Origin of the sequence: Variovorax sp. PBS-H4 (assembly GCF_901827205.1) — a bacterium.
GTDB lineage: Bacteria > Pseudomonadota > Gammaproteobacteria > Burkholderiales > Burkholderiaceae_C > Variovorax.
The window spans coordinates 3,482,409-3,495,651 of sequence record NZ_LR594675.1 but is presented as its reverse complement, the minus strand read 5'-3'; the positions used below and the strand labels follow the sequence as shown (position 1 = coordinate 3,495,651).

Below are 13,243 nucleotides of genomic sequence, written 5' to 3'. Positions count from 1 at the left end.
GCTGCCCTCCTATTCAGGTATCAATGTGCGCAGTTCATTGACTTCGCGGGGCGTCACCGGCGTGCCACTGTTGTCCCATGCCACGCGGATGTAGGTGACGACAGCGGCTGCCTCTTCGTCATCGAGGATGTGATTGAAGGGCGGCATGCCGTAGGGCCGTGGGTTCTTTCTCGTCCCCGGCGCGTACCCGCCATTGAGCACCATGCGAATCGAGTTGACGGGTGAAGCCATGGTGATGGATTGGTTGCCGGCCAGCGGCGGCAGCCCGGGCGGGAAGCCCTTGCCTTCCTGGCCGTGGCACATGGAGCATTGCTGCGCATAAACCTTGCGGCCCGTCTCCATGACGCCGGGAGCCACCAGCCGCGCCTGGCTCGTGGGCGGCGGTTCGGCGTCCCGCTGCGGCAGCGCCTTCAGGTAGACGGCCATCGCCTCCACGTCTTCGTCGCTCAAATACTGGAGGCTGTTGTAGGTGACCTCGGCCATCGGACCGTAGACGGTGCCGCGGTGCGAGACGCCGGTCTGCAGCAGATCCTTGATGTCCTGGATGCTCCAGTTGCCGAGGCCGGCTTCCCGGTTCGACGTGAGCGACGGCGCATACCAGTTCTGGTTCGGGATCATCCCGCCTTCGAAAGCCTTGGATTCGCTCGAGCCGCCCAGCGGGTTGACCGCCGTGTGGCACATCGCGCAGTGGCCCAGTCCCAGCACCAGGTACGCGCCTCGATTCCACTGGGCAGATTGCTTCGTGTCGGGCTTGTATTCGCCCTCCCGGAAATACAGCGCGCGCCAACCGACCAGAAGCTCTCGCTTGTTGTACGGAAAGCGCAGCTCGTGCGGGCGGTTCCGCTGGCGGACCGGGGGCATCGACATCAGGTAGGCAAAGATGGCGTCGGAGTCCTCGCGCGTCACCTTGGTATAGGAGGCGAACGGCATCGCGGGGTACAGGAGCGTGCCGTCGCGCGAGACGCCGGTGTGCATCATCCGATAGAACTCCTCGCGAGACCACGTGCCGATGCCGGTCTCCTCGTCGGGGGTGATGTTCGGCACATAGAGGCTGCCGAAGGGCGTCGGCATGGCGCGGCCGCCGGCGAAATCCTTGCCGCCCGGTTCCGTGTGGCAGGCCACGCAGTCGCCGGCGCGCGCGAGGTATTCGCCCTTGTTGATGACTTGCGTCGTCGGATTGCCGGCTGCGCTGTTGTCACTGGGACGGAGTTCGCCCGGAAGCAGGAACTTCAGCGCGACCGCGCCGATGGCTCCGATCACCACCACGGCACCGAGGAGGATCGGGAGGCGCCGGCGCATCGCGACTACCGTTGGCTGCCGCAGGCCAGGGGCATGCGGACAAGGTTGGAAGATTCGGGCGAAGCGTCCTTGGGCGGTTCCTGCTGGCCGAGCCAGGCAGCCACGGCGTGGACTTCGCCTTCCGACAGCCGCGTTGAAATCCGTTTCATGCAGTCCGGCTCCGTGGCATGTCGCTCGCCCACTCGCCACCGGGTGAGCTGCGCGGCGATGTAGCTCGGCCGGAGCCCGACCAGCCCCGGAATTCCCGGACTCATGCCCGTCAGTCCGGCCCCATGACAGGCAATGCAGGCAGGAATGCCCTTCTGGACGTCGCCGCCGGTCACGAGCGCCCGTCCGCGCGCCAGCGTGGCGGCATCGGCACTGGAATCCTCCCGCGCGGCAAATGGGGGACGCTGCTTCGCGAAGTGCTCCGCGATCTCTTTCAGATACGCGTCGGGCAGATAGGCGACCAGGTAGTTCATCGGTGGGTAGCGACGTGTGCCGTCACGGAACGCGACGAGCTGGTTGTAGAGGTAGCCAGCCGGCTTGCCCGCGATGCGGGGGAAGGAGCCGTTGCGGGTGCCTTGGCCGCTTTGACCATGGCACGTCACGCAGCCTTGGACTCTCGCTTCCATCGAGTCCAGCTCCTTGAATCTCGGCACCCCATCGTCCTGCGCCAGCGCGAAGGTCGGTAGGGCGGCTGCAAGCGCCAGGCAGACCTGCGTGATTCGGTGTGGACGTGTCACTTGTTGCCGCCGGCGGGGGCCTCGCAGGGGGTGGGGCTGCCGGCAAGCATGCCTACCCCACGGAGCCGAGTCCATAGGAATCGTCTTACACGGAGGCTGAATGCCTCCAGCCAGGCAGTCCCACCGCCCCTGCTGTTCTAGACGCGCGCGAACACAAGGTCCCACACCCCGTGGCCCAGCTTGAGGCCGCGGTTCTCGAACTTGGTGAGCGGCCGGTAGTCGGGCTTTGGCGCATAGGCCGCGGCCGTGTTGCGCAGCAGCGGCTCCTGCGACAGCACCTCCAGCATCTGCTCGGCATAGGGCTGCCAGTCGGTGGCGCAATGCAGGTAGCCGCCGGGCGTCAGGCGCTCGGCCAGCTTGCGCGCGAAGGCCGGCTGGATCAGGCGTCGCTTGTTGTGCCGCTTCTTGTGCCAGGGATCGGGGAAGAACACATGCACGCCGGCCAGCGTGCCCGGCAGCAGCATGTGGTCGAGCACGTCGACTGCGTCGTGCGCGCAGATGCGGATGTTCGAGAGCTGTTGCTCGCCGATGCGCTTGAGCAGTGCGCCAACGCCGGGCTCGTGGACTTCGCAGCAGAGGAAGTTGGTCTCGGGCTTCAGTGCGGCGATGTGCGCGGTGGCTTCGCCCATGCCGAAACCGATCTCGAGCACGGTGGGTGCGGCGCGGCCGAACGCGGCTTCGAGGTCGAGCGGCTCGGCGCGGTAGGGCAGCAGGAAGAGCGGCCCCAGCTCGGCAAAGGCGCGCGCCTGGCCATCGGTGGTGCGGCCTGCGCGCCGGACGAAGCTCTTGAGGCGGCGGTGCAGGGGATGCGGCGGGGGATCGCCGGAGGGAGGATCGCCGTCGTGCGCGGGATCGTTGGCGGGCAGGGTCATCATCACGGGCGCGGATTGTAGAGAGCGCGCCAGCCCTCGACCCAGCCGCCCAGGGCTTCCGCGGGCTTGGAGGCATGCGCGGCAGAGAGGCCGAGCACACCGGCCGCGGCATTCAGTGCGGCCACGGCGGCGGCGGGTGTGCTGCTGTCGATCGGGGTGGCGCCGTTCTGCTTCGAGAGCTTCTCGCCATCGGCACCGAGCACCACGGGCGTGTGGAGGTAGCTCGGCTGCGGCAGGCCCAGTGCGCGCTGAAGCAGGATCTGGCGCGCGGTGTTGTCGGCGAGATCGGCGCCGCGCACGACGTCGGTCACGCCCTGGTCGGCATCGTCCACCACCACCGCGAGCTGGTAGGCCCACGGCCCATCCGCCCGCTTGAGGATGAAGTCGCCGACCTCGCGCGCGACGTCCTGGTACTGGCAGCCGAGGCGGCGGTCGGTCCAGCAGAGTCGCTTCGAGGTTCGAGCGGCTTCGTACTGCTCGGCCGCAAAGCGCCAGGCCCTCGGCGGCTTGCCGTGCAGGCCGTCGCGGCAGGTGCCGGGATAGACGCGCTCGCCGTGGCGGCGGTGCGGTTCGCCGTGCAGCGCGAGCGCTTCGTCGATGTCCTTGCGCGAGCAGCCGCAGGGGTAGGCCAGCTGCAGGGCCTTCAGGTGCTCCAGGGCTCGGGCGTAGAGCGCGTTGCGCTGCGTCTGCCAGACGGGCGGCGCATCGGGCAGCAGGGCGCACGCGGCCAGCTGCGACAGGATGTGCTCGCCCATGCCGGGCAGGCAGCGTTCGGTGTCGGCATCCTCGATGCGCACCAGCCAGCGCGCTTGCGGCCCGCGGGCACGCACGTCGAGCCAGCTCGCGAGCGCGGCGACCAGCGAGCCGGCATGCAGGGGACCGGTGGGCGAGGGCGCGAAGCGGCCAACCGCAGTCATGGCACGCACGCTCGGAATCAGGCCACCTTCAGCGCCAGCGTCAGGCCCGACAGGAACGCGTCTTCGACGCGATGTCCGGTGCACCAGTCGCCTGCGAGGCCCAGGCGGATCTTGGCATCCCACAAGTGCGGCGCGCCGATCGGCACCTGGGTCTGCGCCTCGGGCCAGCAGCGTGTCTGCGCATGAGAAGGCGTGGCGCGGATGCCGGTGATCTCGGAAAAGGCGCGCAACAGCTTGGCCTCGACGCGCGCGGGATCGTCACGCAGGTGCTCCTTCGACCAGGCCGGGCTCGCCTGCAGCGTCCAACGCTCTATGCGCTCGCGGCCCGGCTTGGAGGATTCGCGCGCGAGCCAGGCGACGCGGTGATGGTTGCTGCGGGCCGCGTTCCACTGCGGGCCGAGATGCGACAGCGTGGGCTGGTTGGCCTGAGGAAAGGCGATCATCAAGGTCCAGCAGGGGGCGATGCGCACCGCCTCCGTCTTCTCGCGCAACGCAGCCATGGCGGCGCCCCCGCCCAGCAGTGCGCGTGCGCTTCCTGGCGGGACTGCCAGCAGGACGGCGTCGAAGCCCGAGTAGACATGCCGCGCATCGTCGGCACCCTCGGTGCGCAGCTGCCAGCGCTGCGCGTCGAGCGCATCGGGCTCGATGGACGACACCCGGGTCCGGGTAATGAGCGCATCGCCCAGTGGCGCCGCCCAATGTGCGACCAGGGCGTCCATGCCGGGCTGCGCCACCCAGTGCTGCTCGCGGCCCGGCAAGGCGGCCTCCGCCACGCGGCCATGCGGGTCGAGCACGCGCACGAGGTTGGCGCTCCACGGGCGGCAGCAGCCGTCGGCAGTCTCGAGCGCGCGTGCAAAGCGGGGATCGCGCACCGTGAAGTATTGGGCGCCGCTGTCGAAGCGGCCGAAGAGCGTCGACTCGCTGGCCATGCGCCCCCCGGGCGATGCCTCGCGTTCGAAGACGCTCACACGGTGCCCGGCCTGGACCAGGGTGCGGGCGCAGGCCACACCGGCAATGCCCGCGCCCACGATGGCGTAATGGCGCGCGGCAGGGTATCGGTGGCGGTCGGCGGGCGGGCGGATGATCATGGCGTTGTCTCGATCGAGGGTTGTGGCAGGGCAGGGGCCGACTCTAACCGGCCCGGCACGCCGGAAGGCGCTCAGCGTCCACGGTGGCGCTCCAGCAGTGCGCGGCGCGTGCCTTCGTGTTCGAACTGTTCGAGCCACCATTTGAGCGCGCGCCCTGGTTTGCCCGCGGTGCGTTCGCGCCATGCGCAATGCATGGTGGCCAGCGGCGGCGCACGCTCCGTCTTGCGCTCGACCAGGTGGCCGGCCTCGATGTAGGGCCGCGCCATCGGCTCGGGCAGGAAACCGCCGCCCAGGCCGTGCAGCTGCGCCGCCAGCTTGGCTTGCATGGTCGGCACCGTGAGGACGTCCTGGCCGCCCACGAGATTGACCGTCATGCTCGGGCCGGCGCGCGCGGAGTCAGCCGCCGCAACGGCGCGATGCAGGCGCAGCACCGCGTCGGACAGCGGGCCTTCGAGGCGCGCGAGCGGGTGGTGCGGCGCCACCGCGTAGACGAAGCGCAGGTGGCCCAGCGGCCGGCTGCGGATGCCGGTGCTGCCGAAGGCAAGGCTGGAAGCGTCGAGCACCGCGCCCACGGCGAGGTCGGCCACGCCGCTGCTGAGCGCCTCGATGGTGCCGAGCAGGGTCTCGTCGCGCAGCTTGAGGCGGGTGGGCGGTTCGAGGGCGAAGAAGGCGGTGGCGAGGTCGAGCATCGGGTCGCGCGCGATCACGCTGTCGATCGCGATGGTGAGCATCGGCTCCCAGCCGGTGGCGACGCGCTTGACCCGATTGGCCACCGCGTCGATCTCGTTCAGCAGCCACGAGGCCTCGCGCAGCAGCTCAGCGCCGGCTTCGGTGAGCCGCGCCTGCCGCGCACTGCGGTCGAAGAGCAGCACGTCGAGTGCGTCCTCGATCTGGCGCACGCGGTAGCTCAGCGCGCTCGGGACCAGGTCCAGATGGCGCGCGGCGGCGGCGAAGCTGCCGGTGTCCACGACGGTCTGCAGCATGGCAAGCGCATCGGGGGTGAGCACCTCGCGGGCAGTGTGCATGGTCGCATTCCATCGTTCAAACGATTTGAATGATGCCATCAAATCGTGGCGCTTTCGGGACCAGGCCAAGGCCCTAAAGTTCACTTCATCCGCTGCGCATGCGGCGCGGCATATGAAGGCCCCGAGGTTCCATCACCCGGGGCAGGAGGTTCAGAGATGTTGAAGGTTCGTAAATCACAGGAACGCGGTTATGCCGATCATGGCTGGCTGCGCTCGTTCCACAGTTTCTCGTTTGCGGGGTACTACGACCCTGCCCATATGGGGTGGGGCAACCTGCGCGTGATCAACGAGGATCGCGTGGCCGCCGGCGCCGGCTTCGGCACGCACGGCCACCGGGACATGGAGATCATCAGCTACGTCCTGTCGGGCGAGCTGGCGCACAAGGACAGCATGGGCAACGTCGAGTCGATCCCCCCGGGCGACGTGCAGCGCATGAGCGCCGGCCGCGGCGTGATGCACAGCGAGTTCAACCACAAGCCCGACGAGACCACGCATTTCCTGCAGATCTGGATCGAGCCGAACGTGCGCGGCATCGCGCCGGGCTACGAGCAGAAGGCGTTTCCGGACGCCGACAAGCGGGGCCGTTTGCGCCTAGTGGCTTCGCCCGATGGTGCCGACGGCTCGGTGCTGGTGCATGCCGATGCGCGGTTGTACGCTGGACTGTTCGACAGCGGCGAGAAGGCCGAACTGGCGCTCGACCCGAAGCGCAAGGGCTACGTGCATCTCGTGAAGGGCGAGCTCGAGGTCAACGGCACGAAGCTTGCGACCGGCGATGCCGCGCTGATCGAGGGCGAATCGCAACTTACGCTTAGCGCCGGCAAGGATGCCGAAGTGCTGGTGTTCGACCTGGTGGCCTGAGCGCCGCCGATTTCTTGTTTTCAGCTTTAACCAACCAGAGGAGTTCTTCCAATGTCCACTAGCACCACTACCGCAACGACTTTTGCCGTGCCAGCCACGGCCAGCACCGCCCAGGACACGCTCGCTCTGATCGGCCGCGTGCTGATCGCCCTGCTTTTCGTGCCGGCCGGCTTCGGCAAGCTCACTGGCTTTGCCGGCGTCGTCGGCTACATCGGCTCGGTCGGGCTGCCCTTGCCGCAATTGGGGGCCGTGATCGCCATCGTCGTGGAACTCGGCGTCGGCCTGATGTTTCTCGTGGGCTACAAGACGCGCATCGCCGCCATCGTCCTCGCCCTGTTCACCGTCGCGGCCAGCATCTTCTTCCACAACTATTGGGCCTTGCCCGCCGACAAGGCCATGGTCAACCAGCTGATGTTCTTCAAGAACATCGCGGTGGCAGGCGGCCTGCTCGCTTTCGCGGCCTTCGGCGCCGGCCGCTTCAGCATCGACAAGCGCTGAAGAAGCCGAAGCGATCGATCGCCATAATCCCGCATGACCGACATCGTTGTTGTTTTTCATTCGGGGTACGGCCACACGCAGCGCATTGCGCAGGCGGTGGCCGATGGCGCGGAGGCCCGGCTGCTGCAGATCGACGCCGATGGCAACCTGCCGGCCGATGGGTGGGACCTGCTCGCCGCGGCCGACGCGATCATCATGGGCTCGCCCACCTACATGGGCGGCGTGAGCTGGCAGTTCAAGAAGTTCGCGGACGCGTCTTCGAAGGTCTGGTTCGTTCAGGGCTGGAAGAACAAGCTCTTCGCCGGCTTCACCAACAGCGCCGCGATGAACGGCGACAAGGGGGCCACGCTGACCTACCTGTGGCAACTGGCCAGCCAGCACGGCGGCCTGTGGGTGCCGCTCGGCTTGCTGCCGAGCAACGACAAGGCGGCACGGCGCGATTCGATCAACTACGTCGGCGGCTACGGCGGCCTGCTGACCACATCGCCGACCGATGCCAGCCCGGCCGAAATAGCCAAGGGTGACCTCGAGACCGCCATCGCGTTCGGCGAGCACGTGGCCGAAGTGGCAGCATCACGAGGCCGCTCGCCGGCATGACTCACGGAGAACTGACGATGACAGCAGCACTGCTCCTGCAACCGCACGACAAGGACCTCGGCGGAGGCTTCAAGGTCCGCCGCCTCCTGCCCGCCGCCCAGCGGCGCTCGGTCGGGCCCTTCGTGTTTTTCGACCATTTCGGCCCGGCCACCGAGACTCCGGGCAAGGAGCACGATGTGCGGCCTCATCCGCATATCGGCCTGGCCACCGTCACCTACCTCTTCGAGGGCGCGATGATGCACCGCGACAGCCTGGGGGTGGTGCAGGAGATCCGTCCCGGCGCGATCAACTGGATGACCGCCGGCCGCGGCATCGTGCATTCCGAACGCAAGCCCGAGCCCCTGCTCGATGCCACCTACGTCAACCACGGTCTGCAGCTCTGGGCTGCGCTGCCGCAGGCCTTCGAGGAGGTCGAGCCCAGCTTCTCGCACACTGCGGCCGACCAGATCCCGGCGGTCGACGTGCAGGGCGCGCAGGTGCGCGTGCTGGTCGGCGAGGCCTTCGGTGTGCACTCGCCCGTCAAGACCTACTCGAAGACGCTCTACCTCGACCTGGCCTTGCCGGCTGGCGCACGCTTCGAGCTGCCCGCCCTGGCCGACGAGATGGCGATCTATGCGATCGACGGCACGCTCCGGATCGATGGCGCGCCGGTGGCACAGCACGAGATGGCGACGTTGCCTGACGGACTGGGCGGCGTGCTCGAGGCGGACGATGCAGTGCGCATCGTGATCATCGGCGGCGAGCCGCTCGACGGCCCGCGCTACATCACCTGGAACTTCGTCTCCAGCCGCCGCGAGCGCATTCTCGAGGCCGGCGAAGCCTGGGCTGCGCAACGCATGGGCCAGGTGCCGGGTGAAACCGAGTTCATCCCGCTACCGGGGCATCCGTTCCGCGTGCAGGGCCAGGAGCCGGACGAGAAGACCACGCCCGTCTGAAGGTCGTGAAGCCGGGCTGGATGCTTCAGCCCTTGATCGCGAGGTCGGGATCTTCTGCCGCGCGAGCGCTCGCCCGGTTCGAGCGCGCGCTCAGGTCGGGCGCGAGCGCCTCGCGCCCGTCGAACACGAAGCACTCGCCGCGGTAGTGCGCTCCACCCACCTGCTCGAAGTACTTGAGGATGCCCCCTTCGAGCTGAAGCACGTTGTGGAGGCCTTCCTCGCGCATCAGGATCGCGGCCTTCTCGCAGCGGATGCCGCCGGTGCAGAAGCTCACCACTGTCTTGCCGGCCAGTTGCTCCCGGTGCGTGCGCAAGGCTGCAGGAAATTCGGTGAACTTGTGGATGCGCCAGTCGATCGCGCCGTCGAAAGTGCCATGGTCCACCTCGAAGGCATTGCGCGTGTCGAGCAGCGCGATCGGCTTGCCCGCGTCGTCATGGCCCTGGTCCAGCCAGCGCTTGAGCGTGGGTGCGTCGACGCTGGGCGCGCGGCCGGCGGCTGGCTGGATGGCGGGATGATCCATGCGGATGATCTCTCGCTTGTGCTTCACCAGCATGCGCCTGAAGGGCTGCGCCTCGGACCAGCTCTTCTTGGCTTCGAGATCGGCGAAGCGCGGATCGGCACGCAGGCTGTCGAGGAACGAATCCACCGCCGCGGGCACACCGGCGACGAACAGGTTGATGCCCTCGGGCGCCAGGAGGATGGTGCCCTTGAGCGCGAGCGCATGGGTGCGCGTGCGAAGCGCCTCGCGCAGGGCCTCGCCGTCCTCGATGGCGACGAACTTGTAGGCCGCGATATTCAAAATCTCTTGCACGGGGGCGGATTGTAGGGATCGCCAACTCACAGGGTGGAAGGGCGGGTTTCTACAATCGAGCCCATGTTCGTTCACCTGCGCCTGCACACCGAGTTCTCCGTCGTCGACGGCACCAACCGCATCGATGAAGTCGTCAAGGCCGCGGCCGCCGACCAGCAGCCCGCGCTGGCAGTCACCGACCTCAACAACATCTTCGGCGGCGTCAAGTTCTACAAGGAAGCGCGCGGCAAGGGCGTGAAGCCGGTGCTGGGTGCAGAGATCTTCGTCGATGGACTGGGGACCGAGCCGGGCGCACTGACGCGGATCGTGCTGCTGGTGCAGAACATGGAAGGCTACCTGCACCTGTCCGAGCTGCTGGCGCGCGCCTGGACCCAGAACGTGGGCCGTGGCCAGGCGCAGGCGGCGTGCAAGCTGGCCTGGCTCGAAGAGCTGCAAGGCGGCCTGATCGCGCTCTCGGGCGCGCAGGCCGGGCCCCTCGGCGCACCGCTGCTGCAGGGCCAGGCCGAGCGTGCGGCCGAGGTGGCGCTGCAACTCGCGGGCCTGTTCCCGCATCGCTTCTATATCGAGCTGCAACGCGCGGGCCGTCCCGAAGACGAGCCGCACGTGGTGGCCGCGGTGCAACTGGCCGCGCGCCTGAACCTGCCGGTGGTCGCGACCCACCCGGTGCAGTTCGCCACTGCCGAAGACTTCGAGGCGCACGAAGCGCGCGTGTGCATTTCGGAGGGCGAGATCCTCGGCAACGCGCGCCGCGTGCGTCGCTTCACGCCGCAGCAGTACTTCAAGTCGGCGGCCGAGATGAAGGCGCTTTTTGCCGACGTGCCGAGCGCAGTCGCCAACACGGTGGAGATCGCCAAGCGCTGCAACCTCACGCTGACGCTGGGCAAGCCCAGGCTGCCGAACTTTCCGACGCCGAACGGCATGCCGATCGAGGAGTATTTCCGCGTGGCCTCGTACGATGGCCTGGAGGAACGCCTCGAGCACCTGTACCCCGATGCGGCCAAGCGCGACGTCGAGCGCCCGCGCTACGTCGAGCGGCTGGAGTTCGAGATCAACACCATCCTCAAGATGGGCTTCCCGGGCTACTTCCTGATCGTGGGGGACTTCATCAACTGGGCCAAGAAAAATGGTTGCCCGGTGGGCCCGGGCCGGGGCTCCGGCGCGGGGTCGCTGGTCGCCTACGCGCTGAAGATCACCGACCTGGACCCGCTCGAATACAAGCTGCTGTTCGAGCGCTTCCTGAACCCCGAACGCGTCTCGATGCCCGACTTCGACATCGACTTCTGCCAAAGCAACCGCGACCGGGTGATCGACTATGTGAAGGACAAGTACGGCCGCGACGCCGTGAGCCAGATCGCGACCTTCGGCACCATGGCCGCGCGCGCCGCCATCCGCGACGTGGGCCGCGTGCTGGACATGAGCTACACCTTCTGCGACGGCATCAGCAAGCTGATTCCGAACAAGCCGGGCATGTCGGTCACGCTGCAGTACCCGCCGGTTCCCAAGGTCGAGGGCGACAAGAACAACTACGCCATCGAGATGGAGCCGCAGCTCGCGGCGCGCATCGAGAAAGAGGAAGAAGTCCGCATGCTGGTCGAGCTCGCGCAGAAGCTCGAAGGCATGACGCGCAACATCGGCATGCACGCCGGCGGCGTGTTGATCGCGCCGGGCAAGCTCACCGACTTCTGCCCGCTGTACCAGCAGCCGGGCAGCGACTCGGCCGTGAGCCAGTACGACAAGGACGACGTGGAGGCCATCGGCCTGGTGAAGTTCGACTTTCTGGGCTTGGCGACGCTGACCATCCTGGAGATCGCCAAGGAATTCATCGTCAAGCGCCACAAGGGCCAGGAGGACTTCGCCTACGAGAACATCCGGCTCGACGACACGGCCACGTACAGGCTCTTCTCCGAGGGCAAGACGGAGGCCGTGTTCCAGTTCGAATCACGCGGCATGCAGGGCATGCTGAAGGACGCGCGGCCGACGCGGCTGGAAGACCTGATCGCATTGAACGCGCTCTACCGCCCAGGCCCGATGGACCTGATCCCCAGTTTCGTCGCGCGCAAGCACGGCCGGGAGCCGGTGGAGTACCCGCATCCGCTCGTGGAAGAGATGCTTTCGGAGACCTACGGGATCATGGTCTACCAGGAGCAGGTGATGCAGACCGCGCAGATCCTGGGCGGCTACTCGCTCGGCGGCGCCGACCTGCTGCGTCGCGCCATGGGCAAGAAGAAGGCCGAGGAGATGGCCGAGCACCGGCTGACCTTCCGTGCCGGGGCCGCCAAGAACGGCATCAGCGAGGACAAGGCCGACGAGATCTTCGACTTGATGGAGAAGTTCGCGGGCTACGGCTTCAACAAGTCGCACGCGGCGGCCTATTCGCTGCTGGCCTATCACACGGGCTGGCTCAAGGTGCACTACACGGCCGAGTTCTTCTGCGCCAACATGACCGTGGAAATGGACGACACCGACAAGCTGAAGGTGTTGTTCGAGGACGCGCAGAAGAACTTCGGCATGACCTTCGAGCCGCCGGACGTGAACCGCGGCAATTACCGCTTCGAGCCTGTCACCGACAAGGTCATCCGCTACGGCCTTGGCGCGGTCAAAGGGACGGGGCAGCTCGCCGTGGAGGCCGTGGTGCGGGCGCGGGAGGACGGCGGGCCCTTCAAGAGCCTGTTCGATTTCTGCGTGCGGGTGGACCGCCAGCGCATCAACAAACGCACGGTCGAGGCGCTGATCAAGGCGGGCGCCTTCGATGCGCTGCAGCAGAACCGCGCGGCGCTGGTGGCGTCGATCGACCGCGCCTTCGAGTTCGCGAACGCCACCGAAGCCAACGCAGCGCAGGCCGACATCTTCGGCGAGTGCGAGCATGGCTCCGCCACGCAGGAGCCCGAGCTGGTCGATGCGACGCCCTGGGGCGTGAAGGAGCGGCTGACCCTGGAGAAGACGGCCATCGGCTTCTACTTGTCGGGCCACTTGTTCGACGAGGTGGCGCACGAGGTGCGGCGCTTCTGCAAGCGCGAGATCGACGACCTGATCGACAGCCGCGAGCAGCAGGTGATCGCCGGCATCGTGAGCGACATGCGCGTGATCAACGGTCAGCGCGGCCGCCTGGCGATCTTCAAGCTGGACGACAAGTCCGCCTCCATCGAGGCCACGGCCGACGAGGCGCTGATCAACAACAACCGCAACACGCTGAAGGACGACGAACTGGTCATCGTGAGCGGGCGACTGCAGCCCGCCCGCGGCGGTTTCGAGGCGCGCTTCCAGGTGCAGCAGGTGTGGGACCTCGCCACCGCGCGCTGCCGCTTCGGCAAGTTCCTGCGGGTGGCGGTCAATGGCAAGGCGCCCGACATCGCGCGGCTGGTTCGCGAGTTTCCGCCGCGCACCGAGCAGAGCGAGCATGGCGAGCTGCTGCAGGGCCTGGGCGTGCGCCTGTCGATGGCGCGCGGCGGTGCGCAGGTGGAGCTGCAGCTGGGGGAACGGGCGAAGTTCTTCCCGACGGACGCGGCGCTGGCCAGCTGGATGGCACAAGCCGAGGCGGGCAAGGCGGCGATCGTCTACGAGTAGGTGCCGGGGTCACGGCGCCGCGCTAATCGCGAGTGCTCGCGTTCGTGAGCAGAT

12 protein-coding genes are annotated in these 13,243 nt (G+C 67.7%); 5 read left to right on the top strand and 7 right to left on the bottom strand.

The features are described from left to right. Nucleotides 1–9: 9 nt before the first annotated feature. The 6 genes from E5CHR_RS16570 to E5CHR_RS16545 all read right to left on the bottom strand — a co-directional run bounded on the left by E5CHR_RS16570 (nt 10) and on the right by E5CHR_RS16545 (nt 5,926). Entirely contained in the window at nt 10–1,299 is a 1,290-nt protein-coding gene (locus E5CHR_RS16570) for a c-type cytochrome (RefSeq protein ID WP_162580869.1), read from the bottom strand. A 5-nt stretch (nt 1,300–1,304) separates the two neighbouring features. Then, the gene (locus E5CHR_RS16565; RefSeq protein ID WP_232062078.1) at nt 1,305–1,913 is read right to left on the bottom strand and encodes a c-type cytochrome; all 609 of its coding nucleotides are present in this window, start codon (nt 1,911–1,913) and stop codon (nt 1,305–1,307) included. A 248-nt stretch (nt 1,914–2,161) separates the two neighbouring features. Further along, a complete protein-coding gene (gene trmB / locus E5CHR_RS16560; protein ID WP_162583746.1) occupies nt 2,162–2,896 on the bottom strand; it encodes a tRNA (guanosine(46)-N7)-methyltransferase TrmB in 735 nt (244 codons plus the stop codon). Nucleotides 2,897–2,898: 2 nt separating this feature from the next. Next, complete coding sequence (gluQRS, locus tag E5CHR_RS16555; RefSeq protein WP_162580867.1) at nt 2,899–3,813, bottom strand: tRNA glutamyl-Q(34) synthetase GluQRS; 915 nt, start codon at nt 3,811–3,813, stop codon at nt 2,899–2,901. A gap of 17 nt (nt 3,814–3,830) precedes the next feature. Then, a complete protein-coding gene (locus E5CHR_RS16550; protein WP_162580866.1) occupies nt 3,831–4,901 on the bottom strand; it encodes an NAD(P)/FAD-dependent oxidoreductase in 1,071 nt (356 codons plus the stop codon). A gap of 71 nt (nt 4,902–4,972) precedes the next feature. Further along, nucleotides 4,973–5,926 carry a LysR family transcriptional regulator gene (locus tag E5CHR_RS16545; protein WP_162580865.1) on the bottom strand — a complete coding sequence of 318 codons (954 nt, stop codon included), beginning with the start codon at nt 5,924–5,926 and terminating at the stop codon, nt 4,973–4,975. A 156-nt stretch (nt 5,927–6,082) separates the two neighbouring features. Here E5CHR_RS16545 and E5CHR_RS16540 point away from each other — a divergent pair, with 156 nt between their 5' ends. Genes E5CHR_RS16540 through E5CHR_RS16525 form a run of 4 tightly spaced genes read left to right on the top strand, consistent with a single transcriptional unit; the run spans nt 6,083 to nt 8,814 of the window. Then, nucleotides 6,083–6,784 carry a pirin family protein gene (locus tag E5CHR_RS16540; protein WP_162580864.1) on the top strand — a complete coding sequence of 234 codons (702 nt, stop codon included), beginning with the start codon at nt 6,083–6,085 and terminating at the stop codon, nt 6,782–6,784. A gap of 51 nt (nt 6,785–6,835) precedes the next feature. After that, entirely contained in the window at nt 6,836–7,282 is a 447-nt protein-coding gene (locus E5CHR_RS16535) for a DoxX family protein (RefSeq protein ID WP_162580863.1), read from the top strand. A 33-nt stretch (nt 7,283–7,315) separates the two neighbouring features. Beyond that, nucleotides 7,316–7,879, top strand: a complete 564-nt coding sequence (locus E5CHR_RS16530) for a flavodoxin family protein (protein WP_162580862.1) — start codon at nt 7,316–7,318, stop codon at nt 7,877–7,879. Between the two features lie 17 nt (nt 7,880–7,896). Next, on the top strand, nt 7,897–8,814 hold the full coding sequence (locus E5CHR_RS16525; protein ID WP_162580861.1) for a pirin family protein: 918 nt from the start codon (nt 7,897–7,899) through the stop codon (nt 8,812–8,814). Between the two features lie 25 nt (nt 8,815–8,839). Here the strand turns inward: E5CHR_RS16525 and E5CHR_RS16520 are convergent, their stop codons facing one another. Beyond that, nucleotides 8,840–9,625 (bottom strand): sulfurtransferase, encoded by a 786-nt coding sequence (locus E5CHR_RS16520; RefSeq protein ID WP_162580860.1) that lies wholly within the window; start codon nt 9,623–9,625, stop codon nt 8,840–8,842. 63 nt (nt 9,626–9,688) lie between these two features. On the opposite strand from E5CHR_RS16520, the gene dnaE reads away from it, so the two are divergent. Beyond that, nucleotides 9,689–13,189 (top strand): DNA polymerase III subunit alpha, encoded by a 3,501-nt coding sequence (dnaE, locus tag E5CHR_RS16515; protein ID WP_162580859.1) that lies wholly within the window; start codon nt 9,689–9,691, stop codon nt 13,187–13,189. The last annotated feature ends 54 nt before the right edge of the window (nt 13,190–13,243 follow it).

What these genes read in the sequence shown, in the direction of transcription:
- E5CHR_RS16540 (WP_162580864.1), top strand. Translation starts at nt 6,083, where the DNA reads ATGTTGAAGGTTCGTAAATCACAGGAACGCGGTTATGCCGATCATGGC.
- E5CHR_RS16565 (WP_232062078.1), bottom strand. Translation starts at nt 1,913, where the DNA reads ATGGAAGCGAGAGTCCAAGGCTGCGTGACGTGCCATGGTCAAAGCGGC.
- gluQRS (WP_162580867.1), bottom strand. Translation starts at nt 3,813, where the DNA reads ATGACTGCGGTTGGCCGCTTCGCGCCCTCGCCCACCGGTCCCCTGCAT.
- dnaE (WP_162580859.1), top strand. Translation starts at nt 9,689, where the DNA reads ATGTTCGTTCACCTGCGCCTGCACACCGAGTTCTCCGTCGTCGACGGC.
- trmB (WP_162583746.1), bottom strand. Translation starts at nt 2,896, where the DNA reads ATGACCCTGCCCGCCAACGATCCCGCGCACGACGGCGATCCTCCCTCC.
- E5CHR_RS16570 (WP_162580869.1), bottom strand. Translation starts at nt 1,299, where the DNA reads ATGCGCCGGCGCCTCCCGATCCTCCTCGGTGCCGTGGTGGTGATCGGA.
- E5CHR_RS16550 (WP_162580866.1), bottom strand. Translation starts at nt 4,901, where the DNA reads ATGATCATCCGCCCGCCCGCCGACCGCCACCGATACCCTGCCGCGCGC.
- E5CHR_RS16530 (WP_162580862.1), top strand. Translation starts at nt 7,316, where the DNA reads ATGACCGACATCGTTGTTGTTTTTCATTCGGGGTACGGCCACACGCAG.
- E5CHR_RS16545 (WP_162580865.1), bottom strand. Translation starts at nt 5,926, where the DNA reads ATGCACACTGCCCGCGAGGTGCTCACCCCCGATGCGCTTGCCATGCTG.
- E5CHR_RS16525 (WP_162580861.1), top strand. Translation starts at nt 7,897, where the DNA reads ATGACAGCAGCACTGCTCCTGCAACCGCACGACAAGGACCTCGGCGGA.
- E5CHR_RS16535 (WP_162580863.1), top strand. Translation starts at nt 6,836, where the DNA reads ATGTCCACTAGCACCACTACCGCAACGACTTTTGCCGTGCCAGCCACG.